We start from the raw sequence: 23704 nt of genomic DNA, 5'->3' as shown, positions 1-23704 counted from the left end.
AGAGAAATATCCACGCAAAGCCCGGCCTTGTCTCTGACGGGACAGGAAAATTCGAGAACGGGGGTTACATTTTTCTTCACTTTCGCCATGTATCACCTGTGGTGAAGGAGAATGCCGTGTTGGACAGATTGATGCTGGACCCGTCGCTCTACCGTGATGCGATGAGCCGCTATGCCGGCCATGTGCAGATCGTGACGACGGCGCATGCGGGCGAAAGGCGCGGCGTGACGATCACCGCCGCCTGCTCGGTGTCGGACAATCCGGCCATGGTGCTCGCCTGCGTCAACGCCTCCAACCCGAAGAACGCGATCTTCTCCAGGAGCGGCAATTTCGCGCTCAACACGCTCTCGGGCAGCCAGATCGAGCTTGCCAACGCCTTTTCCGGACGCGACCCGGCGCTGACGTCCGAGCAGCGCTTCGCCATGGGCAACTGGCAGGAGCTGGTGACCGGCGCGCCCGTGCTGAAGGACGCGCTGGCCGCCTTCGATTGCCGGCTTGTCGAGCTCAAGGTCATGGCGACGCACATGGTGCTGATCGGCGAGGTGATGGGCGTCTCCTTCGGCGAGCCCGGGGAGGCCCTTCTCTATATGGACCGGGGCTATCGCACGCTATAAGTTCGTTCTTCCAGACGGAGGAATGGCGTGGCCTATCAACGCGGAAACAGACCGCAATCCATCGACGAAACCGTGGACATGCTGGCGGCGGGCAACTATCTCGCCGGAAGGTCGCTGGCGACCGTCCTGTTCCTCGCGCTGCGCATGAAGCGGCCGCTCTTCCTGGAGGGCGAGGCCGGCGTCGGCAAGACGGAGATCGCCAAGGTGCTCGCCGCCGCGCTCGACCGCCCGCTGATCCGCCTGCAATGCTACGAGGGCCTCGACATCTCCTCGGCGGTCTATGAGTGGAACTATCCGGCGCAGATGCTGGAGATCCGCCTTGCCGAGGCCGCCGGAACCACGGATCGCGGCCGCATCGAGGCCGATATCTTCTCCGAGCGCTATCTCATCCGCCGCCCCGTGCTGCAGGCGCTGTCCTCGCCGGACGGCCGGGCGCCGGTCTTCCTGATCGACGAACTGGACCGCGCCGACGAAGCCTTCGAGGCCTTCCTCCTCGAAGTGCTGTCCGATTTCCAGGTGACGGTGCCGGAACTCGGCACCATCCGCGCCGCCGAGCCGCCCATCGTCATCATCACGACGAACCGCACCCGCGAGGTGCACGACGCGCTGAAGCGCCGCTGTCTTTACCACTGGGTCGACTATCCTGCCGCCGCGCAGGAGCTGGAGATCATCCGCCGCAAGGTGCCGGGCTGCAACGCGGCGCTCTCGCGCGAGGTCGTCGCCTATGTGCAGAAGCTGCGCGGGCTCGATCTCTTCAAGAATCCGGGCGTCGCCGAAACCATCGACTGGGCGAGCGCGCTCACCGAGCTCGACCGCGTCGCGCTCGACCCGGAAACCGTGTCCGACACGCTCGGGACGCTGCTCAAGTACCAGGACGACATTGCCCGCATCGAGGGCGCGGAAGGGCGCAGGCTGCTGGATGGCGTGAAGGCCGACCTGGCGGCGGCGGGCTGAGCGATGACGGCGGCGGCGGACAATGGCCCGGCGGGCGCGGCCCTCGAAGGGCGGCTTGCCGACAATATCGTGTTCTTCGCCCGCGTGCTGCGCAAGGCGGGCCTGCGCATCGGGCCGGCGGCGGTGACGGATGCCATCGAGGCGGTGCGGGCGATCGGCATCGGCGAGCGCGAGGAATTCTATACGGCGCTGCATGCGACGCTGGTCAAGCGGCACGAGGACGACGCTGTCTTCGACGAGGCGTTCCGGCTGTTCTGGCGCTCGCGCGATCTCGTCGGCAAGATGATCGCGCTGATGTCGCCGGTGGTGCGGCGCGAGGAAGAGCGGGAAAAACGCAAGGCGGGCGAGACGCGCGTCTCCGATGCACTGTTCGGCGGCCGGCAGGACGAGCGGCGCCTGCGCGACGAGCCCGACATCGAGGTCGATGCCCGGTTCACCGCCTCCGGCAGCGAGGTGCTGCGCAAGACCGATTTCGCGCAGATGTCCGCGGCCGAGCTTGACGCCGCCAAACGCGCCATCGCCGGCCTCGTGCTGCCTCTCGACGAGGTGCGCACGCGCCGCTTCCGCCGCTCCACCCGGCCGGTGGCGATCGACGCGCGCGCCACGATGCGCCATGCCATGCGCACCGGCGGCGCGCTGATCCTGCCGCGCCACCGGGAGCCGAAGACGGTGCATCCGCCGCTCGTGGTGCTGGCCGACATTTCCGGCTCGATGAGCCAGTACACGCGCATCTTCCTGCATTTCCTGCATGCGCTCGGCGAGCACCGCCGCCGCCTGCACGCCTTCCTGTTCGGCACGCGGCTCAGCAATGTCACGCGCCAGATGCGCCACCGTGATCCCGATATCGCGGTGGAGGCGTGCAGCCAGTCGGTCAGCGACTGGTCCGGCGGCACGCGCATCGGCGAGACGCTGAAGGAATTCAACCGGCTCTGGTCGCGCCGCGTGCTGGGGCAGGGCGCCGTCGTGCTGCTCATCACCGACGGGCTGGAGCGCGAGGGCATCGACCTCCTGGAAAGGGAGATGGACCGGCTGCACCGCTCGTGCCGGCGGCTCGTCTGGCTCAATCCGCTGCTGCGTTTCGAAGGGTTCGAGGCGCGGGCGCGCGGGGTTCGGGCGATGCTGCCGCATGTCGACGAATTGCGGCCAGTGCACAACCTGGAGGCCATGGCCGACCTGGTGGCGGCGCTTTCCGGCGCGGCGCCGCGCGGCACCGGCGATCCGCGGCGTTTCCTGCCGGCGGCATGAGGAGGGGAGAATGGAGACCAACGACGTGTTCGATCCGCTGGCCATCGCGGAACGCTGGATGGACGACGGGCGCATGGTGGCGCTCGCCACCGTCATCGAGACCTGGGGCTCGGCGCCGCGCCCCGTCGGCAGCCATCTGGTGATCGACGGCGCGGGCAATTTCCACGGCTCGGTTTCCGGCGGCTGCGTCGAGGGCGCCGTCATCGGCGAGGCGATGGAGGTGATTGCGGACGGCGAGCCGCGGCTGCTGGAATTCGGCATCGCCGACGAGACCGCCTGGCGCGTCGGCCTGTCCTGCGGCGGGCGCATCCGGGTCTATGTGGAGCGCGTCGGCTGATGGATCCCTATCTGCTGCGCAAGCTGAACACGGAGCGCGCCGCCCGCCGCGCCGTCATCCACCTGACCGATCTCGGCGACGGGCGCGACCGGGTGATCCGCGAGGGCGATCCGGTCGCCGGCCCGCTCGGCGAGGCGATCGCGCGCGCCTTCCGCTCGGGCCGGTCCGGCCTTGTGGAGGTCGAGGATCGAAAATTCTTCCTCAATGTCCACCTGCCGCCCGCCCGCATCGTGGCCATCGGCGCGGTCCATATCAGCCAGGCGCTGGCGCGGATGGCGGGCGTCGCCGGCTTCGACATCACCATCATCGACCCGCGCACCGCCTTTGCCACGGAAGAGCGCTTTGCCGGCATCGACCTTGTCGCCGACTGGCCGGAGGATGTGCTGAAGGCGCGGCCGCTCGATGCCTATACCGCCCTCGTCGCCGTCACGCACGATCCGAAGATCGACGATTTTCCGCTGTCGCAGGCGCTCACCACCGGCTGTTTCTATGTCGGCGCGCTCGGCAGCCGGAAGACCCATGCCAAGCGTGTCGAGCGCCTGACGGCGCTGGGGCACGGCGCGGCGGAGATCGCCCGCATCTCGGCACCCATCGGCCTCGATATCGGCGCTGCGAGCCCGGCGGAGATCGCCGTCGCCATCCTGGCCGACATCGTGGCGCATCTGCGCCGGCGCCCCCTCCTCGGGGCCGGACCATGATCTTCGGGGAGGTTCCGGTGTCCGGGGCGCTGGGCGCGCGGCTGGCGCATGGCGTGCGCGTGGCGGGCCTGTCGCTGCACAAGGGGCATGTGTTGACGCAGGCGGACTGCGACGGGCTGCTTGCCGCCGGCATCGCGACCGTCATCGCCGTGCGCCTCGAAGCCGGCGATCTCGACGAGGACGCGGCGGCGGCGCTGATCGCCGGGGCGATCCCGCCGGACCACCTGACCTTCACCCCGCCCGCGACCGGCCGCATCAATCTCCATGCCGCCGCCAACGGGCTCTTCGTTGCCGACCGGGCGGCCGTCGACCGGTTCAACCGGGTCGATCCGGCCATCACCATCGCCACCCTGCCGGACCATGCCAGCGTGACGGCCGGCGACATGGTGGCGACGATCAAGATCATTCCGCTGGCGGTGGCCGGCGATCTCGCGCGCAAGGCGGCGGCGGTGCTGGCCTCCAGCCGGGCGCTGGAAGTCAAGCCGTTCGCGCCCCGCCGCGTCGGGCTCGTCGCGACGGAACTGCCGACGCTGAAACCCTCCGTGATGGACAAGACGCGCCGGCTGCTCGAACAGCGCCTGCATCCTTCCGGCAGCCGCCTTACCGGCGAGGTGCGGGTGCCGCATCAGGCGGCCGGCGTCGCGGAGGCGATCCGTATGGCTGCGGCCGACAACGACCTCGTGCTCGTCTTCGGTGCTTCCGCCGTCACCGACGGCAACGACGTCATCCCCGCAGCCATCCGGGCTGCCGGCGGCGTGGTCGAGCATGTCGGCATGCCGGTCGATCCCGGCAACCTGCTGGTCCTCGGCCGCGTGGGCGCGGTGCCGGTCATCGGCGCGCCCGGTTGCGCGCGCAGCCCGAAGGAAAACGGTTTCGACTGGATCCTCGCCCGCATCCTCGCCGGGGAAACGCCGGGCCCCGCCGAGATCACCGGCATGGGCGTCGGCGGCCTTCTCGCCGAAATCCCGAGCCGGCCGCAGCCACGCGATACCCGCGCGGCGGAACGGCCGCTCTCCGTCGCTGCGCTGGTGCTCGCCGCCGGCCGCGCCAGCCGCATGAACGGCCGCCACAAGCTGCTCGCCGCCTTCGACGGCAAGGCGCTCGTCCGCCGTTCGACGGAGGCCGCGCTGGCAGCCCGGCCGGCGCGCGTGCTGGTGGTGACGGGACATCGGGCGGAAGAGGTGGAGGCGGAGCTTTCCGGCCTCAGGGTCGATCTCGTGCGCAATCCCGATCACGCGCAGGGCATGTCGACCTCGCTGCGGGCGGGCGTCGCCGCGCTCGGTCCGGGCTGCGACGGGGTCGTCGTCATGCTGGCCGACATGCCGCATGTCACCGGCGAGGACGTGCGCCGGCTGCTCGACGCCTTTGCCGCGGCCGGCGGCCATGCCATCGTGCGGGCCGTCTCCGGCGGAAAGCGCGGCAATCCCGTCGTGCTGCCGCGCACCACCTTTGCCGCGATCCTGCAGCTTGAAGGCGATGTCGGCGCGCGCCATATCGTCGAGAGCGCCGGGCTCGACGTCGTCGACGTGGAGATCGGCGCGGCGGCGCATGTCGATGTCGATACGCCGGAGGCGGTGCTGGCCGCGGGCGGGGTTCTGAAAGGGTAGGGCATGGATCGGGACGCGATCGAGGAGATGTTCCAGGCGCTGGGACCGGTGACGATCAAGCGCATGTTCGGCGGCAAGGGCATCTACCACCAGGGCCGCATCCTGGCGCTGGAAGTCTATGACGAGATCCTGCTCAAGGCCGACGCGGTCAGCGCTCCGGATTTCGCGGCCGCCGGCTGCCGGCAATGGCTCTATGACGGCAAGAGCGGCAGGCCGGTGAAGATGCCCTACTGGTCCATTCCGGACGAGGCCTTCGACGATCCCGACCTCATGGCGCTCTGGGTGCGCCGGGCCTACGAGGCGGCGCTGCGGGCGAAATAACCGCCGCCCGGAAAACACCGCATTCAAACTTGACTTATATTGTCATGTTGTCCATTACCGGACGGTCCGCGCGTCAAAATTGCGCGGGCAGAGTGCGGTGAGGTCTCCATGAAAAAGGTTCGTTTCCACGCGTCGACGCTTCTTGCGGGCACGGCCATGGCGTTGGAGCGTTTCCGCTTCTCTCCCAGTCGCAAAACCGCTCCAAACTTCTGCTTCGCTGCGATCCCGGACGCAAAACCGCTTTGCACTTTTGCCGGAATTGCTCTGGCGCTGCTGGCGGCCGCTGGCCCTGCCGCCGCGCAGGACGTGACGGCGACCGACCTCCAGCAGATCAACGTGGAAGGCGACGGCAATGGCGACGGCATCGTCGACGTTCCGGCCGGCGTCTCGACCGCCGACCGCGAGAAGATCCAGGACCGCTATGCCGGCGACGTGATGCAGGTCCTGCGCTCCGCACCCGGCACGTTCACGCGCGAGCCGGCGGACCAGCCGGGCATCACCGTCAATATCCGCGGCATGCAGGGCATGGGCCGCGTCAACAGCATGATCGACGGCGTGCCGCAGACCTTCAGCAACCTGTCCGGCCATGGCGGCACCTTCGACAGCCTGCTCTATGTCGAGCAGAACATGCTGGTCGGCGTCGACGTGACGCGCGGCGCCGTCTCGGGTGCCGAGGGCATGGGCACGCTGGCGGGCGCGGCCAATTTCCGCACGCTCGACGTCGACGACGTGCTGCTGCCCGGAAGGGACTACGGCGTGATGACCTCGGTGCGCGCCGGCACCAACGGCTTCGACTATTCGCGCCTTCTCAGCGGCGCCGTGCGTACCGAGATGGGCGAGGGCGAGATCGGCATCGTCGGCGCGCTCAGCGACACGAAGAAGAGCCCCTACGAGAACGGCTCGGGCATTCTCTACCCGAATGCCGGCGACCAGCACCCGAAATCGGGCCTCTTCAAGGTCAACCTGGCGCCGAATTCCGATCACAAGCTGTCGCTCGGCGGCGTCTGGTACGGCAACGAGTTCCTGCCGGGAAGCTCCGGCTACAACTGGATCGTCGAGAACCAGACCTATACGGCGAAATACAGCTACCAGCCCGGCAGCGACCTGATCGACCTCTCGATCAACGCCTATCTCAACATCACCGATCTCGAATTCGACGGCACCAACGGCAATGTCAGCACGTTCGACGGCCGCAAGGGCACCAACACGACGACCGGCTTCGACATCTCCAACCGCATGCGCTTCGATCTCGGCGAGGAAACGGAGCTGAAGCTCACCTATGGCGGCGCCTACAGCCGCGACCGCTACGAGGGCAATGCCAAGCGCGGCGCCAATCCGGACGGGACGCTGGTGAAGGCGGGCGTCTTCAGCGAGGCGACGATCTCGCACGGCATCTTCGACCTGACCGGAGGCCTGCGCTACGACTACTGGTCGCTCGAAGGCATCAGCGGCTACGACGCGCCGGGCACGAACGGCTGTGCCGCCGGCGGCGATCCGTGCCCGATGGAGACGCTGTCGCGCGACGGCGGCGACCTCAACCCGAAGGTCACCCTCTCGGCGCGCCCGCTCGAATGGCTGCAGCCCTATGTGACCTATGCCCATACCGCCCGTCCGCCGACGGCGGCCGAGATGTTCTATCCCGGCGGCCACAGCTTCGACGGCTCCTCAGACCCGATCAACAACAATCCCAACCTCGTGCCGGAAAAGAGCCGCGGCTGGGAGCTCGGCGTCAACATGACGGCGGACGACCTCCTGACGCCGGGCGATTCCGCCTGGCTGAAGGTCGGCTACTTCCACAACCGCATCCGCGACTACATCACCTACGACATCGACACGGACGGTGCCGCGCGCTGGGTCAACGTGGATGGCACGACGGTGATGAAGGGGCTGGAAGTGGAGGGCGGCTACGATGCCGGCCGCTACTATGCCGGCTTCTCGCTGACGCTTGCCGACACCAAGCAGCCGGAGGGCGCCGCCGCCGGCGTCGGCAGCGACACGGGGCGGCTGCCGGACGACTTCCTGACGATCGACGCCGGCATGCGCTTCCTGGAGGAAACGCTCACGGTCGGCGGCCGGATGCGCTATGTCGGCAAGAGCAAGCAGGCCTATATCAACCAGAGCATGGCCTTCGACGTCGACGCCTATACGCTGTTCGACGCGCATGCCTCCTGGCAGATCAACGAGAACGCCAAGATCTTCTTCAATGTCGAGAATGTCTTCGACACGACCTACATGAAGGCGAATTCCGGCCTGATGGACAATTACGGCGGCGTCAAGAACGGCCGCGGCCGCACCTTCATCATCGGCGCGACGGCCCGGTTCTGATCATTTCCGCAAGGCTTTCACCGCATCGGCGGCAAAGCGAGAGAGCGGCGCGGGCAGGGCATCGAGCGCGAACCAGCCGAATTCCGGCAGCTTTTCCGGCTCCATGACGCGCGGCTCGCCGGAGAAATCCTCCGTCACATAGATGAGCGACAGCCAGTGCTGGCGTTCGTCCGCGATGATCTGTTCGGAAACGCAGAGAAAATCGACGGCGCCGATGGTCAGCCCGGATTCCTCCTCCGCCTCCCGGCGGGCGGAATCCACGGCGCGCTCCATGTGGTCGATCTTGCCGCCGACGATGTTCCACGCACCCGCCTCCGGCGCGCGCAGGCGCCGGTAGAGCAGGAGCCTGCCCTCACGCAAAATCGCCAGGCCGCAACCGAGGCCTGGCACATCGATGCCTGGAATGGACATTCGGGGAGATCAGGCCTTGCCGGCGATCAGCATGAAGGCCGGAACCTCGTCGCCGAAACCGAGCGGCGTCGGGCCGTCGTCCTCGTCGCGGCGGTAACGGCTGCGGCGATCGCGGCTGTCGTCATTGGCCGGACGCGGCGCGCTATGGTTTGCGGCACGCGGATTGCGAGCGGGATTCTGCGGCCGCCCTTCCGCCTTGCGTTCAGCTTTCACGGCTTCCACCTTCTCTTCACTCTCGCTGGTCTCGATGCGCGTTTCGGTCGCGCGGGGTTCACCCTTGCGGCCACGGGAACGATCGCGGTCGCGGTCACGACCGCCCCGATCGCGGCCGCCGCGGGGACGCTCGCGCTCCTCGCTCTCGGCCTGCGGCGGCAGGTCTTCGATGCCGCCGCTCAGCCATTCGATCTTCTGATCGATCAGCTTTTCGATGGCGTCGAGGAACTTCCCGTCGCGCTTGGATACCAGGGTGAAGGCGGCGCCCGAGCGGCCGGCACGGCCGGTGCGGCCGATGCGGTGGACATAGTCCTCGGCATGAATCGGGACGTCGAAGTTGAAGACGTGGCTCACATCCGGAATGTCGAGGCCGCGGGCCGCGACGTCGGACGCCACGAGCAGCGTGAGCTTGTTTTCCTTGAAATTGGCCAGCATCGTCGTGCGGGCCCGCTGGTCCATGTCGCCGTGCAGCGCGCCGACGGAGAAGCCATGGCGATCGAGCGAGCGGAAGAGGTCCGCCACGTCGACCTTGCGGTTGCAGAAGATGATCGCGTTCTTGAGATCGTCCTGGGCGCGGATGAGATCGCGCAGCGTGGCGCGCTTCTCGTAGTCCTTGCCGTGGGTGGCGACGAGGCGCTGCGTCACGGTCTTGGCCGTGGAGGAGGGCGGTGCCACCTCGACGCGCTCCGGGTTCTGCAGGAAGCGGTCGGCCAGCTTCTGGATCTCCGGCGGCATGGTGGCCGAGAAGAACAGCGTCTGGCGCGTGAAGGGAATGAGCTTGGCGATGCGCTCGATATCCGGGATGAAGCCCATGTCGAGCATGCGGTCGGCTTCGTCGATGACGAGGATCTCGACGCCGGTCATCAAGAGCTTGCCGCGCTCGCAATGGTCGAGCAGGCGGCCGGGGGTGCAGATCAGCACGTCCGCGCCGCGCTCCAGCTTGCGGTCCTGCTCGTCGAAGGAGACGCCGCCGATGAGGAGGGCGACGTTCAGCTTGTGGTTCTTGCCGTATTTCTCGAAGTTCTCGGCAACCTGGGCGGCAAGCTCGCGCGTCGGCTCCAAGATGAGCGTGCGCGGCATGCGGGCGCGGGCACGGCCCTTTTCGAGCAGCGTCAGCATCGGCAGAACGAAGGAGGCGGTCTTGCCGGTGCCCGTCTGGGCGATGCCGAGAATGTCGCGCCGTGCAAGGGCCGGCGGAATGGCGCCCGCCTGGATCGGGGTCGGGATCGTGTATCCCGCGTCGGTGACGGCGGACAGGACTTTCGGGCTCAGGCCAAGATCAGCAAAAGTGGTCAAAGGGAAAACAGTTTCCGTTCCGGTTCTTACGAACGCAATGAGGTTCAGCGGCCCTATCGCCGCAAGGATGCAGCGCAAATATGCCGAAAGTGCCGGAAAGTCAAGGAAATCAGCGAATTTGGTAAATCCGCGAGAGATTTGAAGCCGATGGCGGATATTTTTGTCATACCAAGGCGTATCGCCTTGCCTTACGTCAATCCATATAGGTCGTCAGCTTCATGCCGGCGGTGAGGAAACGCATGGGGTCGAGCGCCTTGCCGTCGCGGCGCACTTCATAGTGCAGATGCGGGCCCGTGGAGCGGCCCGTCGTGCCGGAAAGCCCGATCGGGGTGGAGGCTTCCACATGGTCGCCGACCCTGACGAGCACGCGGGAAAGGTGGGCATAGCGCGTCGTCAGGCCGTTGCCGTGGTCGATTTCCACCATGTTGCCGTATCCGCCGTTGCGCCCGGCCACGACGACCGTGCCCGCGCCGGTTGCGCCGATCTCCGTGCCGGTGCGGGCGCGAAAATCGATGCCGGCATGCAGCGCGAGACGGCCGAGGAACGGATCGGTGCGGTTGCCGAAACGGCTCGTGATGCTGCTGGCGGGCGCGGGGTTGCCGAAGGGCAGCTTTCGCGCCGTGCGGCGGGCATTGTCGAGGCGGTCCAATGCGACGTCGAGGTCGTTGATCGAGGCCTCGAACGGATCGGTGACGTCGACCGGCTCGACAAACGGGCCGCCGATCGCCGTTTCCGAATCGCCGCCCTCCGCCGTTTCGGTGACATCGAAGCCGGTGCGGCGCAGGATGGTCTGGATCGCGTCGGCGGTCTCCGAGGCGCCGGCCGCCAGCGTCTGGATGCGGTCGATCTGCTCGTGTTCCAGGTCCTTCAGCGAGAGCGTGACCTTGGAGAAGAGCCGGTCGGCGCGATCGGCGACCGATTCGTTCGTCGCAGCATAGGCAAGCTGCGTCGTCTTCTTCTGTGCGCCGCCGGTCGCGCCCATGATGGCGTTGATGGCACCCACCGCATCGGCCCGGCGCCCGTCGACGACAGGCGTGCCATCGGTCAGGGGCGCGGTGCCGGTCGCCTCGGCACCGGCATTCTCCGCGCGGTTCAGCAGCGCGTCGAGCTTGCCGTGGCGGGCGGAGAGGGCGAGCTGCTGCTGCATCAGCTTCTCGACCTTCTCCTCGACGACCTGCTGGTCGAGCAGCTGGCGGCTGGTGACGCGGTCGACCTGCGCCCGCAGCGCGGAGATACGGTCCTCGTAGTCGTGCTGCATGCGGGCCTGGCGTGCCATGGTGGCGCCGATCAGGTCGTCGCGCAGCACGAGATAGGAGGTGGCGGCGAGATAGCCGACGGTGAACATGCCGGCAAAGCAGAAGGTGACGGCGGCCATCCAGGGACGGATGGTCATGTGGCGGATCTTGTCGCCGCTCGCGAGGATCACGACATGCTGCTGCGCACGCTTTCCGAAGACGCGGTTTTCAGGACGCTCCGCCACCATCTACTCCCCGACCGATTCTCAAGGTCTCGTGCGGGAAATTACACATTGTTAGGGTTAACAAAGCCTTTCCCGGAGGGGTTGTGCGGGTTGAATATCAGCTCTGGCTGACGGAAACGAGGGAACGGTAGAAGGAGGGAGTCAGCCCGGCTTCCGCCCGCGCCACGTCGTTGAAGGGCGGTTTCAGCGGCCCGCGGAAATTCGCGCGCACCAGTTCCCTGAAGGTGGCCGACGGATCCTTCCTCTCGCGGGCGCAGAGGAAGCGGAACCATTTCGCGCCCACCGCCACATGGCCCTTCTCGTCGTTGTAGATGACGTCGAGGATGTCGGCGCTGGCATCGTCCCCGGTCTCGCGCATCTTGGCCTGCAGCGTCGGCGTGACGTCGAGCCCGCGCGCCTCCAGGATGAGCGGCACGACGGCAAGGCGCGCGGTCAGGTCGTTGCGCGTGTCGTGCGCGGCCTGCCAGAGCCCGTCATGGGCCGGCAGGTTGCCGTAATCCGCGCCGAGCTCGCGCAGGCGGTCGCGGATCAGCCGGAAATGCTTGGCCTCCTCGAAGGCCACCTGCATCCAGCCGTCGAAGAAGGAATGCGGCACGCGCTCCGTCGTGAAGCGCGCGACGATGTCGAGCGCGAGGTCGACGGCATTGAGCTCGATATGGGCCAGCGCATGGAGAAGCGCGATGCGGCCCTTCAGCGTGTGCAGCGAGCGCTTCTCCATGTGCCTGGGCGGAATGAGCTCCGGTCTTTCCGGCCGGCCGGGCCGCGCCGGCAGGGCCGGATCGCGGGGCGAGCGCATCGAAAGCGTGCGGGCGAACCAGCGGCGCGCCGTCTCCTGCGCGAGCGCCGTCTTCAGGTCGAGATCGGCGGCCGCGATGGCCGCCGTGGTGCCGCCACGGAGGCTTTCGATATGTGGAAGTTCCGTCATTTCAAATATTTGCCTTTAGAATTTAAAGCTTTCTGGCGGCTTCCAGCACGGCCTCGACATGGCCCTTGACCTTCACCTTCGGCCAGATCTCGGCGATCTTGCCGTTGGCGTCAACGAGCACGGTCGTGCGCTCGACGCCCATATAGGTGCGGCCATACATGCTCTTTTCCTTCCAGACCCCGTAGGCCTCCAGCGTCTGGAGGCTTTCGTCCGAGGCGAGCGGTATGCCGAGCGTGTGTTTTGCGACGAACTTGTCGTGCTTCTTCACCGGATCGGGCGAAAGGCCGAGGAGGGCGACGCCGGCCGCCTCGAAATCCGCTTTCGCGGCGGTAAAATCCTTCGCTTCCGTCGTGCAGCCTTCCGTGTCATCCTTCGGATAGAAGAAGAGGACGACGGGCCGGCCGCGCAATGCGGAGAGCGAAATGGTGCCGCCGCCATCGCGCGGAAGGGTGAAGTCCGGGGCATCGGTGCCCGGGGCCAGTTCTGCCATGGGATTTCCTTTCTTTGGCCGGCTTTTTGAGTCAAGGAGCCGGCTTCCCGCATATATAGTGGCACACCGAATCGTCCAGCGGCGAGCGGACGACAGGCAGCGATTCCACGGACAACGCTGCACAAAGGGGCAAAGGAAACAATCGCACGATGGGAGAAATCCGCGGCGAGAAAGTCGTGTTCCGCAGAAAGGACATCGTTCCGCTGCATGAATTGCCGTCCGCGCAGGCGCACGAGCCCATCGTCCTGCACGCGGTCGAGGCGAGCCGCACCGGCATCGCCTGCCGCATCGTCGCCGCCACCGTCGCGCTCGTGCTGTTTCTCGGCGCCGTGCTTGTCGGCCTCGTGGAAACGGGCATTTTCGACAGCGCGCTGAACGCCCGCGCCGTCGCCGCCCTCAACCAGGCGCTGGGGGAGCGCTACCGCGCCTCCGTCGATCATACCGTGCTGCGGCTTGCCGGCTTCAACGGTTTCGCGCTGAAGGCGGAGAACGTCCGGATCGTCGAGGTCGAATCGGGCAAGGAGCTGGCGGCGACCGATTCGATCGGCATCGTGCTCGATCCGCTGGGTCTTGCCGCCGGCCGCCTTGCCGTCTCGCGGCTCGACGTAGACGGCGCGATGTTCAACGCGGCGCTGCTGCCCAAGAGCAAGCCCCTCGATCTGACGGCCCTGCGCATTTCCGACGTGCCGGACTATCTCGAAACCACCTTCGAGCGGCTCGACGGCGTCAGCCATCTCATCGATGCCAACGGCATGCAGACCGTCAAGGTGGCCGATCTCGGCGCGACCTTCCAGGGGCCGGACGGCAAGGCGGTGACGCTGGCCATCGCCAGCCTGCAATTCACCCGCGACGGCGACGGCACCATGTCGATCGACGGGCATTTCTCGATGGACGGCGCCGAGGGCGAGATCGACCTGACGGCCTCGGGCGCCGAGGGTTCGGTGCGCACGCTGGACGGCTCGATCCGCAATGTGGCGCTCGGAAAGTTCCTGCTCGGCAACGACGTCAACGGCAATGTGCATGCCGGCATCGACACGACGGCGGATGTTTCGGTGAATGCCGTGCGCGAGGCCGCCGGCACGAGGCCGGTGCTCGGCCTCAACGTCGCCATGGCCGCCGGCGCGGTCTATGGCGACGGCATTGCCGCCGCGCTGCGCCCGTCCACCCTCAAGGTCGCCTACAATTTCGACAAGGGCTCGATCGAGCTCGCCTCGCAGGATGCCGGCGTCGGCCAGTCGCATTTTCCCTTCACCGGCGGCCTCATCGACCTCGACCGGATCTCCGACCGGCCGGACAAGGGCTTTGCCATCGATCTCGTCTTCAGCAACGCGGTGAGCCGCCCCGTCGATTCCACCGAGGCGCCGATCCGTTTCGATGCCAAGGTCAACGGCTACTATCTTCCGGAGACGAAGAAACTGCTGTTCGAGGAGATGGCGGTGTCCAGCGAGAAGGGCAACGTCGCCGGCTCCCTTGCCATGCGCTTCGGCGACCGGGACCCGGAAGTCAGCTTCGTGATGATCGCCAGCGAGCTGGAATCGGCCGCCGTCAAGCAGTTCTGGCCGTTCTGGATGGCCAAGACGGCGCGCAGCTGGGTGATCAAGAACATTTTCGGCGGCACCGTCACCAACGGCCGCATCGAATTCTACGTCGCCGAAGGCCGCGAACGCCTGCCGGGCGTGCCGATGCATCTCGGCCCGGAGGAGCTGAAGATCGACTTCGACATCGAGGGCGCGCGCATGAACGTCGCCGGCGAGATCCCGCCGCTGCGCGACACGTCCGGGAAGTTCCGCCTGCGCGGGCCGCGCACGGAGATCGCGATCAACGGCGGCACGGCCTATTTCCCGTCCGGCCGCTCCGTCGCGCTGACCGGCGGCACCTTCGTGCTGCCGGACAACTATACCAAGCCGCTGATGGCGGACATGGACATCGACGTCGCCGGCAATGCCGACGCCATTGCGGAGCTGGTGACCTACCGGCCGATCCGCGCCCTGCCGGCCACCGGTTTTGCGCCGGACGACTTCAGCGGCCAGGTGAAGGCCAAGGTCAAGGCGCATTTCGGCGTCATCTCCGCCCACAACCCGCCGCCGCCGCAGTGGACGGCGGCCCTCTCGCTGGACGCCGTCGACGTCGGCAAGCCGATCGCCGGGCGCACCGTGACGGGCCTGCGCGGCCTCCTTGCCATCGATCCGCAGAAGGCCGACCTCAAGGCCAGGGGCGATATCGACGGCGTGACGCTCGACCTGGAGCTCGTCGAGCCCGTCGGCAAGGCGGCCGGTTTCAAGCGCAAGACGGTGCTGTCCGGCACGCTCGACAACAGGGACCGCCGCACGCTGCTGCCGGGCCTCGAGGATGTGGTGGAAGGCCCGGTCGAGGTGCGGCTGGAGCAGGACGGCGACGGGCCGCGCACGGTGGAGGCGGATGTCGGGGCGGCCGCGGTCTCCATACCCTGGATCGGCTGGACCAAGGGCGCGGGCATCGGCGGCAAGGTGACGCTGACGGCGGACACGAAGGAGGGCGTCACCCGGATTTCCGATTTCCGCTTTGCCGGTGACGGGTTCACCGTGGCGGGCAATCTCAGCTTCCGCGGCACGCGGCTCGATGCGGCGAATTTTTCCACCGTCCGGCTCTCGGCCGACGACCGGTTCCGGCTGAAGGTGGAGCAGGGCAAATCCGGCTATACGGTCGTGGCGGATGGCGAGGCGGCCGATGTGCGCGCCGTGCTGGCACGCCTCAAGACCGCGAGCGGCGGTGGCGGCGGCGAAAAGCAGGGCCTCAACATCCGGGCCGACCTCGCGCGGGCCATCGGCTTCAATGGCGAAACGCTCTCCAATGTCAGCTTCCGCTACAGCACGGCGGGCAGCCGCATTTCCGGCATGGACCTTTCGGCGGTGACGAAGAGCGGCGCCCCCGTGGTGGCGCAGCTTGCCAGCAACGGCGGCACGGACGCCATCCAGCTCACCAGCGGCGATGCCGGCGCTGTGGCGCGCTTTGCCGATATCTACAGCCACATGCGCGGCGGCCTCCTGAATGTCCGCCTGCGCGAGACGGCGGGCAGCATCTGGCGCGGCTCCGTCGACATCCGCAATTTCTCGCTCGTCGGGGAAGAACGGCTGCGCTCGCTGGTCTCGACGCCGGCGGGCGAAAGCGGGCGCAGCCTCAACGACGCGGTGCGCCGCGAGATCGACGTGAGCGCGGTGAAGTTCTCCCGCGGCTTCGCCCAGGTGCGCACCGGCGGCGGCGCGCTGAGCCTCGAAAACGGCGTGGTGCGCGGCGAAACCGTCGGCGCCACCTTCCAGGGCACGGTGCGCGATGCCAGTGGCCGGACCGACATGACCGGCACCTTCATGCCGGCCTACGGCCTCAACCGGCTGTTCGCCGAGCTGCCGCTGATCGGCATCCTGCTCGGCAACGGCAACGACCGCGGCCTGATCGGCATCACCTTCAAGCTCTCCGGCCCCTTCGACAAGCCGAAGCTGACGATCAACCCGCTGTCGATCATCGCCCCCGGCGTCTTCCGCAACATCTTCGAGTTCCAATGAAAAAGGCCGCCCGGAGGCGGCCTTCAGGTTGTCGACAAAGTCCGCAGACCTCTCCTCCGTCATGGTCGGGCCTGATGTAAAGCCCGGAGAGATGCGTGACAGGTGTTCGCAGACATGGCTGACAGTCAAGCGTTGGATGTGAGGTCGATTTTGGCGACCTGGGTTGCGCCGAAGAAGACGCCGTAGAGACCGTCCTGGTCGAGGGGCCGGATGGCGAGGCGTTCGTTTCTGAAGGCGTCGGGCACGCGCCATGATATGCCTTTGAAGCTGATATAGCCTTTGGTCGTGCCGACACGCCGGACGATCTCGCCGCTGTCGTAGTCCGGCTCTGGCAGCGGATCGGGAAAGGGCCGCGGCGAAGGCCGGTAGCGGCTGGCCGGCACCGCCATGCCGATCCCCTGGTGTGGACGGTGATGATTGTAGATGTTGCGCCAGCGATCGAAGGCGCGTTGCGCCTGTGCCTGGCCGGCCGGCGCGGCAAAGGCGAGCACCTCGGCTTTCAGGCTGCGGTGGAAGCGTTCATTCTTGCCACGGCCCTGCGGGTGGTAGGGTCGTGCATGGATGAGGCCGATGCCGAGCTTGAGCAGCCAGACGCGCAATCGTGTCCACTGGCCCGGCACACCCGTCCCCCAGGGATTGCCATTGTCGGTATAGATCGCCATCGGCAGACCGTAGCGCCGCAGGATGGGCTCCAGCCGGTCGCGCACGGTCTGCGTCGTCTCGTCGGTGCAGGCCTCGATGGCGATGGCGATGGCGATGGCGAAACGGGAATGGTCGTCGAGGACAGTCAAGGGATGGCACCAGCGGCCACAGGCAAGCTGCGTGCGTCCCTTGAAGTCCATCTGCCAGAGCAGGTTGGGGGCCTCGCGCTCGAAGCGGCCGGGCGCCGTGCCGTCCCTTGCGCCCGGATCGATCCTCTCGTGACGCTGCAGGATCGCATGCACGGTGGAGGTCGAAGGCGGTGCGATGCCAAGGTCCTGCAGGCGCCTGGCGATCTTGCGGGCGCCCCAGGCCGGATGGTCATCACGCAGATCGAGCACCGATCGTTCCAGATCGGCCGGCGTCCGGCGCGGGCTTGTATGCGGGCGGCGGGAGCGATCCGTCATCGGTTCGCCCGCCTTCGATCGGCCCAGCCACACATAGCCCGTCTGCCGACTGATCCCGAAACGCGCGCACAGCCGCGAGACGTTCGCCCCTTCAAGCCCTGCCAGCCGGCAGAATTCCAATCGCTCGTCCACAACAGACCTCGCCCGCCAAACCATCCAAACCTCCCGGAAACAATCCGAAAAGTGTCAGGTATGTCTGCAAACACCTGTCAGGTATGTATCAGGGCCGTACATCAAGCCCGACCATCCACCGCCGAGGATACCGCGTGGCAACTGTGTTCAAGCGAAGTTGGTTTTGTCGCGCTGCATTGCATTGAGGATCGTGATGAGCTTTCGCGCGACGGCGATGATGCCGGCCTTTGCGGAGTCTGTTCTGGCTGAGACGGCCTGATGGAAGGCGCGCAGGCGCGCTGAGGCCTTGATTGCGCCGAGGGCCGCCATGTAGAGGGCCTTTCGCACCCTTGGCCTGCCGCCCTTGATGCGGCGGCGGCCGTTTCTCCTGCCGGAATCGTCATTGAAGGGGGCAAGGCCGGCAAGGCTTGCGGCTGTTTTGGGCGAAAGGCTGCCGAGTTCGGGCATATGGGCCAGCAGGGTCAAGGCTGTCACCTTGCCCACGCCGGGCGCGGAGGTAAGGCGGTGCGCCTGCTGAGCGAGATGTCCATTCTTCATCTGCTCGTCGATCGCAGCCTGGATCGAGGCGATCCTCTCGCCGAGGATGGCGATCATGGCCTCGATGTCGGCGCGGACGGCGGGATCGAAGGCATCGCAAAGATGCCGGCGCTCGGTTGCACGGGCATCGACGAGCTGATCCCGGCGGCGGGCAAGGGCCGCCAGCCGCTCGCGCACCGGGCAAGGCGGCGCCTCGGCCGTCAGGCCGAACATGGTTCCCATCTCGCAAAGCGAGCGGGCATCGATGCGGTCGGTCTTGGCCAGCCGTCCCCGCGCTTCGGCAAAGCGCCGGGCCGTCTTCGGGTTGACGCGGGCAAAGGCGATGCCGGCCTGCGAAAGACACAGGCGCAGCAGCCGGTCGCAATGACCTGTCGCCTCGAAGACGACCAGGTCGGTGGCCGGGTCGAGGCGACAGGCAAAAGCGGACAGCGCGGTCTGCTCGTTGGGGATGCGGCAGAACCTGGCCGTTTTCGGATCGAAGATGTCGATCATGTCCTTGCCGATGTCGCAGCCGATGAAGGTATGGTGTATCGTCATGGCGCCTGCTCCTGTGTGCGGGGTCTGTGGCGACAGCCCCATGCAACTGTTCAGGTTGATGGGCGAAGCGGGAAGGGACCAAGCCATGCCGCGGCCTGCCGTCAAAAACGGCGGCCTGGATCCTCTCGGCCTCCTTCCCGCAACCATCTTACATCAGACCAAACACACAGGATCCTCGGGTCAAGCCCAAGGATGACGGGGGAGAAGGCGGTGGTCAGGCCGGGCGCACCAGAATGTGCTTCTTCTTGCCCAGCGAGAGCTTGATCACGCCGTCGCCCGAAACGTCGGCGGTGCCGATGACACGGCGCTCGTCGGAAACGGCGGCATCGTTGATGCGCACCGCGCCGCCCTGCACATGGCGGCGGGCTTCACCGTTGGAGGCGGCAAGGCCGGCCTTGACGACGAGGGTGAGGAGGCCGATGCCGGCTTCGAGCTCACCGGCGGACACCTCGATCGACGGCAGGTTCTCGGCGATCGCGCCTTCCTCGAAGGTTTTTCGCGCGGTTTCGGCGGCCTGCTCGGCGGCCTCGCGGCCGTGCAGCATCGCCGTCACCTCGGTGGCGAGGATTTTCTTCACCTCGTTGATCTCGGCGCCGCCGAGCGCGGAGAGCCGGGCGATCTCGTCCATCGGCAGCGTCGTGTAGAGCTTCAGGAAGCGCGAGACGTCGGCGTCCTCCGTGTTGCGCCAGTACTGCCAGAAGTCATAGGCCGACAGCATGTCCGGGTTGAGCCAGACGGCGCCGGAGAGAGACTTGCCCATCTTGGCGCCCGAGGCGGTCGTCAGGAGCGGCGAGGTGAGCGCGTAGAGCTGCGGCGTGCCCATGCGGTGGCCGAGGTCGATGCCGTTGATGATGTTGCCCCACTGGTCCGAGCCGCCCATCTGCAGGCGCACGTCGTAGCGCTTGTTCAATTCGACGAAGTCGTAGGCCTGCAGGATCATGTAGTTGAATTCGAGGAAGGACAGCGAGTGCTCGCGGTCGAGGCGCAGCTTCACGCTGTCGAAGGAGAGCATGCGGTTGACGGAGAAATGCCGGCCGACATCGCGCAGGAATTCGAGGTAGTTGATGCCGAGCAGCCAGTCGGCATTGTTGATCATCAGCGCGTCCTTCGGGCCCTCGCCATAGGTGAGGTAGTTCGAGAAGACCTTCTTGATGCTGGCGATGTTGCTGTCGATCGTCTCCGGCGTCATCAGCTGGCGCGCCTCGTCCTTGAAGGACGGGTCGCCGACCATGCCGGTGCCGCCGCCCATCAGCGAGACCGGGCGGTGGCCGGTCTTCTGGAACCAGTGCAGCATCATGATCTGGATGAGGCCGCCGGCATGCAGGCTCGGCGCGGTCGGATCGAAGCCGATATAGGCCGTCACGGTTTCCTTTGCGAGAAGGTCGTCGAGGCCGGTTTCATCGGAGATCTGGTGGATGAAGCCGCGCTCTTTCAGCGTGCGGAGGAAATCGGATTTGAATTCGGACATGGCCTGTCTCTCTTGCCGGGATGCTCTGGGCGGGATGTTTGCGGCCGGAGATAATTTTCCGGCGGACCGCCGGGCGTTTAGCACTGTTTCACCGCATAATCACTCCTAAAGTGATTCTGGAGCGGATGGCATGACGGGACTGCGGACGGCGATCGGTCTTATGAGCGGCACGAGCCTCGACGGCATCGACGTCGCGCTGCTGCGCACGGATGGCGAGGCCGTCGTCGAGCGCGGCCCCTTCCTGGCGCGGCCCTACGACGCCGCCTTCCGCCGCCGCCTGCAAGGCGCGCTGGAGATTGCCAAGACGATCGGCGAGCGCGACGAACGGCCGGGCGATCTTGCCGAGATCGAGCGCGCGCTGACGCTGCGCCACGGCGAGGCCGTGCGCGCCTTCCTGGAGGAGAACGGGCTTGCGGCATCCGACATCGACGTCATCGGCTTTCATGGCCAGACCGTGCTGCACCGGCCGGATGCCGGCCTGACGGTGCAGCTCGGCGACGGCGGTCTGCTCGCCCGCGAGACCGGCATCGACGTGGTCTACGACATGCGGGCGAACGACATGGCGCATGGCGGGCAGGGCGCGCCGCTCATTCCCGCCTATCACGCCGCGCTTGCCGCCGGCCTTTCCGGCGCCATCGGCAAGGCGGTCGTCTTCGTCAATATCGGCGGCATTTCCAACATCACCTTCATCGGCGCGGGCGGGGCGATCGTCGCCTATGACAGCGGCCCAGGCAACACGCTGATCGACCAGTGGGTGGAGGCCCATGCCGGCATTCCCTACGACCAGGGCGGCATGATCGCCTCGGAGGGCCGCGTCGATCCCGGCCTTGCGGAGCGCTATCTCGGCCATGCCTTCTTCACCGATCCGGTGCGCCGCTCGCTCGACCGCAACGATTTCCGCCCGCCGGAGGGGCCGGACGCGAGCCTGGAGGACGGTGCGCGCACGCTGGCCCATGTCACGGCGGCGGCCATCCTGCGCTCGGCCCGCCACCTGCCGGAGCGGCCGAAACTCTATGTCGTGTGCGGCGGCGGCCGGCTCAACCGGGTGATCATGAGCGATCTTGCGGCGCTTGCCGAGACGGAGGGGGCGGAGGTGGTGACGGCCGAGGCGGTCGGCCTCGACGGCGACAGCATGGAGGCGGAGGCCTGGGCCTATCTCGCCGTCCGCTCGCTCCGCGGCCTGCCGCTCACCTTCCCGGGCACGACGGGCGTGACGGCGCCCGTGACCGGCGGCCTACTGCAGAAACACGCCCCCCGCGATTAACGGTTTTTTCGCGGGCACCGTCTAGGAATCGGTGAGATCGTTCCGGGGCGCCCTGCACGGAACGGCTTTGTGTCTTGCTTTAGGTGGCCAATGAGTGGCGCGGGCTTCCTGCTGGCGGTGAACTTTCTCATCGCGCAGTGTTTCTGCATGTTTTTCCTGGCGGTGTCCGCCAGGAGCCGCAACCGCGTCGCCGCCCGCTGGTTTGCCGGCACCTATGCCGTCGCCTCGCTCGCCACCATCTTCGAATTCCTCGTCGCCTATGTGCCGCCGGCAAAGCTCTGGGCGATCCTCGCCTTCGCCGCCATGCTGGGCGGCATGCTGATGCTGCGCGTCGGCGTCGGCCATCTCTACGGCCTTCGCACCAACCGGTGGGTCCTGGCGGGTATCTTCGTCGCCTTCGTCGCGCTCGACTATGTCATCTACGACCTGCCGCGCGGCACGCTCGCCCATGCGCTGCCCTATCAGACGCCGTTCGCGGTGGCGCTCGGGATGAGCGCCTTCGCCGTCTGGCGGGCGCGTCCGGCCAGTTTCGTCGACCGGGCGCTCATCGTCCTCCTTGCGCTGACCAGCGGGCATTTCATCGTGAAGGCCTTCGCCGCCGTGCTCGCCGGGGCGGGCAACACGGCGGAGGACTATCTCGCCAGCCAGTTCGCGCTCGTCTCGCAGAGCATGGGCGCCGTGCTGATCGTCACGGTCGGCCTGATGCTGCTCTGCGTGCTCGTGCTGGAGATCGTCGCGGAGGAGAAGGGCAATGCGGAGGTCGATCCGCTGTCCGGCCTCCTCAACCGCCGCGGCTTCGACAACCGCATCGACGCGCTGCTGGCGGGCGCCGGGCCGCATGGCCTCATCCTGTGCGACATCGATCATTTCAAGTCGGTCAACGACACGCATGGCCACCAGGGCGGCGACAGCGCCATCCGCGCCTTCGGCGAGGCGCTGCGTGTCGCGGCGCCGCCAGGCGCGCTCGCCGCGCGCATCGGCGGCGAGGAGTTCGCGCTCTTCCTGCCGAACACCGGCAGGGAGGCGACGCTGCTCTTCGCCCAGACCCTGCGCGCCACCCGTGCCGTCGCGCCCATTCCCGGCCTGCCGCCGGCCGTGCGCATCACCGCCAGCTTCGGCGTCGCCGAGGTGACGCGCGGCGAGCCGCTGCGTTTTGCCATGCGCCGGGCGGACGATGCGCTCTATGCGGCCAAGAATGCCGGGCGCGACTGCGTGCGCGAGGCGGAGCCGCCCGCGGTGGTGCTGGAGGTCGTCAAGCGCGCGAACTGAGGCGTGCGACCGGAAGGCAAAGAAAAAGCCCGGTGAACGTCACCGGGCTTCTTTCTGTTTTCCTCTCGGCCGGTCAGCGGATGCGCTTTGCGGCCGGTTCCGGCGTCAGTTCGCCGGCGAGGCGGCGGTCGAGGTAGTCCTCGCATTCGGCCATCAGGGTTTCCGTCTGGCCGTTGAAGAAGTGGTTGGCGCCCGGCACCGTGCGGTGGGTGATCAGGATGCCCTTCTGCGTCTTGAGTTTCTCGACGAGGCCATTGACGTCCTTCTCCGGCGCCACCTTGTCGGAATCGCCGTTGATGATGAGGCCCGACGACGGGCAAGGGGCGAGGAACGAGAAGTCGTAGATGTTCGGCTGCGGGGCGATCGACATGAAGCCTTCGATCTCCGGGCGGCGCATCAGGAGCTGCATGCCGATCCAGGCGCCGAAGGAATAGCCGGCAACCCAGCAGCTCTTCGAATCGGGATGCAGGCTCTGCACCCAGTCGAGCGCCGAGGCCGCATCCGACAGTTCGCCCGCGCCATGGTCGAATTCGCCCTGGCTGCGGCCGATGCCGCGGAAGTTGAAGCGCAGCGTCGTGAAGCCGCGCTTCTGGAACATGTAGAACAGCTGGTAGACGATCTGGTTGTTCATCGTGCCGCCGAACTGCGGGTGCGGGTGCAGCACGATGGCGATCGGGGCGTTCTTCTGCTTGGACGGCTGGTAGCGCCCTTCAAGGCGACCGGCGGGTCCGTTGAAGATGATTTCGGGCATTCTTACTCCGGCAAGTTCGCGTTCTGGAACGGATTCTTGTCAACTGAAGTCTTGACGAAACCAGTCAGCTTTTCTAGAACCTAGTTTAGAACCATTCGAAACTGTGTAGGCGCCCATGGGACGCCGTGCGTTTGGTGTCATAAGGCAAGCCAGACGGAAATTTCAAGGAAAATGCACGCCGCCGT

Annotated in this window: 19 protein-coding genes and 1 pseudogene; 11 read left to right on the top strand and 9 right to left on the bottom strand. The window is 66.9% G+C overall.

Annotation, left to right across the window (positions count from 1 at the left end):
* Nucleotides 1-131 precede the first annotated feature (131 nt).
* The 8 genes from AABF56_RS07665 (at nucleotide 132) to AABF56_RS07630 (ending at nucleotide 8101) form a co-directional block, all read left to right on the top strand.
* Nucleotides 132-614, top strand: coding sequence for a flavin reductase family protein (locus tag AABF56_RS07665; protein WP_244765988.1), 483 nt, complete (start codon nucleotides 132-134; stop codon nucleotides 612-614).
* 78 nt (nucleotides 615-692) lie between these two features.
* A complete protein-coding gene (locus AABF56_RS07660) occupies nucleotides 693-1568 on the top strand; it encodes an AAA family ATPase (protein ID WP_272807461.1) in 876 nt (291 codons plus the stop codon).
* A gap of 3 nt (nucleotides 1569-1571) precedes the next feature.
* Nucleotides 1572-2813 (top strand): vWA domain-containing protein, encoded by a 1242-nt coding sequence (locus AABF56_RS07655; RefSeq protein WP_272805479.1) that lies wholly within the window; start codon nucleotides 1572-1574, stop codon nucleotides 2811-2813.
* Between the two features lie 10 nt (nucleotides 2814-2823).
* Nucleotides 2824-3150, top strand: a complete 327-nt coding sequence (locus AABF56_RS07650; protein WP_272805478.1) for an XdhC family protein — start codon at nucleotides 2824-2826, stop codon at nucleotides 3148-3150.
* Complete coding sequence (locus AABF56_RS07645; protein WP_272805477.1) at nucleotides 3150-3848, top strand: XdhC family protein; 699 nt, start codon at nucleotides 3150-3152, stop codon at nucleotides 3846-3848. The genes AABF56_RS07650 and AABF56_RS07645 overlap by 1 nt, the downstream gene beginning before the upstream one ends.
* Nucleotides 3845-5455: a molybdopterin-binding/glycosyltransferase family 2 protein gene (locus AABF56_RS07640; RefSeq protein ID WP_272805476.1), complete on the top strand. Its 1611-nt coding sequence runs from the start codon at nucleotides 3845-3847 to the stop codon at nucleotides 5453-5455. The genes AABF56_RS07645 and AABF56_RS07640 overlap by 4 nt, the downstream gene beginning before the upstream one ends.
* Before the next feature lie 3 nt (nucleotides 5456-5458).
* Complete coding sequence (locus AABF56_RS07635; protein ID WP_272805475.1) at nucleotides 5459-5776, top strand: TfoX/Sxy family protein; 318 nt, start codon at nucleotides 5459-5461, stop codon at nucleotides 5774-5776.
* 108 nt (nucleotides 5777-5884) lie between these two features.
* The gene (locus tag AABF56_RS07630; protein WP_272805474.1) at nucleotides 5885-8101 is read left to right on the top strand and encodes a TonB-dependent receptor domain-containing protein; all 2217 of its coding nucleotides are present in this window, start codon (nucleotides 5885-5887) and stop codon (nucleotides 8099-8101) included.
* On the opposite strand, the gene AABF56_RS07625 is transcribed toward AABF56_RS07630, so the two are convergent.
* The 5 genes from AABF56_RS07625 to AABF56_RS07605 form a co-directional block, all read right to left on the bottom strand.
* On the bottom strand, nucleotides 8102-8512 hold the full coding sequence (locus AABF56_RS07625; protein WP_272805473.1) for an NUDIX domain-containing protein: 411 nt from the start codon (nucleotides 8510-8512) through the stop codon (nucleotides 8102-8104).
* Between the two features lie 9 nt (nucleotides 8513-8521).
* Nucleotides 8522-10021, bottom strand: coding sequence for a DEAD/DEAH box helicase (locus AABF56_RS07620; RefSeq protein ID WP_244765459.1), 1500 nt, complete (start codon nucleotides 10019-10021; stop codon nucleotides 8522-8524).
* A gap of 193 nt (nucleotides 10022-10214) precedes the next feature.
* Nucleotides 10215-11504 (bottom strand): M23 family metallopeptidase, encoded by a 1290-nt coding sequence (locus tag AABF56_RS07615; RefSeq protein ID WP_272805472.1) that lies wholly within the window; start codon nucleotides 11502-11504, stop codon nucleotides 10215-10217.
* A 94-nt stretch (nucleotides 11505-11598) separates the two neighbouring features.
* A complete protein-coding gene (locus AABF56_RS07610) occupies nucleotides 11599-12426 on the bottom strand; it encodes a ferritin-like domain-containing protein (RefSeq protein ID WP_272805471.1) in 828 nt (275 codons plus the stop codon).
* Between the two features lie 22 nt (nucleotides 12427-12448).
* Nucleotides 12449-12916 carry a peroxiredoxin gene (locus tag AABF56_RS07605; protein WP_272805470.1) on the bottom strand — a complete coding sequence of 156 codons (468 nt, stop codon included), beginning with the start codon at nucleotides 12914-12916 and terminating at the stop codon, nucleotides 12449-12451.
* 176 nt (nucleotides 12917-13092) lie between these two features.
* On the opposite strand from AABF56_RS07605, the gene AABF56_RS07600 reads away from it, so the two are divergent.
* Nucleotides 13093-16455 carry a YhdP family protein gene (locus tag AABF56_RS07600; protein WP_272805469.1) on the top strand — a complete coding sequence of 1121 codons (3363 nt, stop codon included), beginning with the start codon at nucleotides 13093-13095 and terminating at the stop codon, nucleotides 16453-16455.
* 81 nt (nucleotides 16456-16536) lie between these two features.
* Here AABF56_RS07600 and AABF56_RS07595 read toward each other — a convergent pair.
* The 3 genes and pseudogenes from AABF56_RS07595 to tyrS form a co-directional block, all read right to left on the bottom strand.
* A pseudogene (locus AABF56_RS07595) lies at nucleotides 16537-17717 on the bottom strand (IS481 family transposase); the annotation flags it as partial.
* Nucleotides 17718-17840: 123 nt separating this feature from the next.
* Complete coding sequence (locus AABF56_RS07590; protein ID WP_272805468.1) at nucleotides 17841-18767, bottom strand: IS110 family transposase; 927 nt, start codon at nucleotides 18765-18767, stop codon at nucleotides 17841-17843.
* Nucleotides 18768-18981: 214 nt separating this feature from the next.
* On the bottom strand, nucleotides 18982-20235 hold the full coding sequence (tyrS, locus tag AABF56_RS07585; protein ID WP_272805467.1) for a tyrosine--tRNA ligase: 1254 nt from the start codon (nucleotides 20233-20235) through the stop codon (nucleotides 18982-18984).
* A gap of 130 nt (nucleotides 20236-20365) precedes the next feature.
* On the opposite strand from tyrS, the gene AABF56_RS07580 reads away from it, so the two are divergent.
* The gene (locus tag AABF56_RS07580) at nucleotides 20366-21499 is read left to right on the top strand and encodes an anhydro-N-acetylmuramic acid kinase (RefSeq protein ID WP_272805466.1); all 1134 of its coding nucleotides are present in this window, start codon (nucleotides 20366-20368) and stop codon (nucleotides 21497-21499) included.
* A gap of 147 nt (nucleotides 21500-21646) precedes the next feature.
* Entirely contained in the window at nucleotides 21647-22768 is a 1122-nt protein-coding gene (locus AABF56_RS07575) for a GGDEF domain-containing protein (protein ID WP_244765466.1), read from the top strand.
* Between the two features lie 73 nt (nucleotides 22769-22841).
* On the opposite strand, the gene AABF56_RS07570 is transcribed toward AABF56_RS07575, so the two are convergent.
* The gene (locus AABF56_RS07570) at nucleotides 22842-23519 is read right to left on the bottom strand and encodes an alpha/beta hydrolase (RefSeq protein ID WP_023516508.1); all 678 of its coding nucleotides are present in this window, start codon (nucleotides 23517-23519) and stop codon (nucleotides 22842-22844) included.
* Nucleotides 23520-23704: the final 185 nt, after the last annotated feature.

The sequence above is a fragment of the Shinella sp. WSC3-e genome, assembly GCF_945994535.1.
Classification (GTDB): Bacteria; Pseudomonadota; Alphaproteobacteria; order Rhizobiales; family Rhizobiaceae; genus Shinella; species Shinella yambaruensis.
This window is presented reverse-complemented; position numbering and strand designations above follow the sequence as displayed.

Bases quoted from the DNA above. Each gene is read 5' to 3' on its own strand.
- AABF56_RS07660 (WP_272807461.1), top strand. From the start codon at position 693: ATGCTGGCGGCGGGCAACTATCTCGCCGGAAGGTCGCTGGCGACCGTC.
- AABF56_RS07625 (WP_272805473.1), bottom strand. From the start codon at position 8,512: ATGTCCATTCCAGGCATCGATGTGCCAGGCCTCGGTTGCGGCCTGGCG.
- AABF56_RS07650 (WP_272805478.1), top strand. From the start codon at position 2,824: ATGGAGACCAACGACGTGTTCGATCCGCTGGCCATCGCGGAACGCTGG.
- AABF56_RS07630 (WP_272805474.1), top strand. From the start codon at position 5,885: ATGAAAAAGGTTCGTTTCCACGCGTCGACGCTTCTTGCGGGCACGGCC.
- AABF56_RS07590 (WP_272805468.1), bottom strand. From the start codon at position 18,767: ATGACGATACACCATACCTTCATCGGCTGCGACATCGGCAAGGACATG.
- AABF56_RS07645 (WP_272805477.1), top strand. From the start codon at position 3,150: ATGGATCCCTATCTGCTGCGCAAGCTGAACACGGAGCGCGCCGCCCGC.
- AABF56_RS07570 (WP_023516508.1), bottom strand. From the start codon at position 23,519: ATGCCCGAAATCATCTTCAACGGACCCGCCGGTCGCCTTGAAGGGCGC.
- AABF56_RS07655 (WP_272805479.1), top strand. From the start codon at position 1,572: ATGACGGCGGCGGCGGACAATGGCCCGGCGGGCGCGGCCCTCGAAGGG.
- AABF56_RS07665 (WP_244765988.1), top strand. From the start codon at position 132: ATGCTGGACCCGTCGCTCTACCGTGATGCGATGAGCCGCTATGCCGGC.
- AABF56_RS07580 (WP_272805466.1), top strand. From the start codon at position 20,366: ATGACGGGACTGCGGACGGCGATCGGTCTTATGAGCGGCACGAGCCTC.
- AABF56_RS07610 (WP_272805471.1), bottom strand. From the start codon at position 12,426: ATGACGGAACTTCCACATATCGAAAGCCTCCGTGGCGGCACCACGGCG.
- AABF56_RS07635 (WP_272805475.1), top strand. From the start codon at position 5,459: ATGGATCGGGACGCGATCGAGGAGATGTTCCAGGCGCTGGGACCGGTG.
- AABF56_RS07575 (WP_244765466.1), top strand. From the start codon at position 21,647: ATGTTTTTCCTGGCGGTGTCCGCCAGGAGCCGCAACCGCGTCGCCGCC.
- tyrS (WP_272805467.1), bottom strand. From the start codon at position 20,235: ATGTCCGAATTCAAATCCGATTTCCTCCGCACGCTGAAAGAGCGCGGC.
- AABF56_RS07640 (WP_272805476.1), top strand. From the start codon at position 3,845: ATGATCTTCGGGGAGGTTCCGGTGTCCGGGGCGCTGGGCGCGCGGCTG.
- AABF56_RS07605 (WP_272805470.1), bottom strand. From the start codon at position 12,916: ATGGCAGAACTGGCCCCGGGCACCGATGCCCCGGACTTCACCCTTCCG.
- AABF56_RS07615 (WP_272805472.1), bottom strand. From the start codon at position 11,504: ATGGTGGCGGAGCGTCCTGAAAACCGCGTCTTCGGAAAGCGTGCGCAG.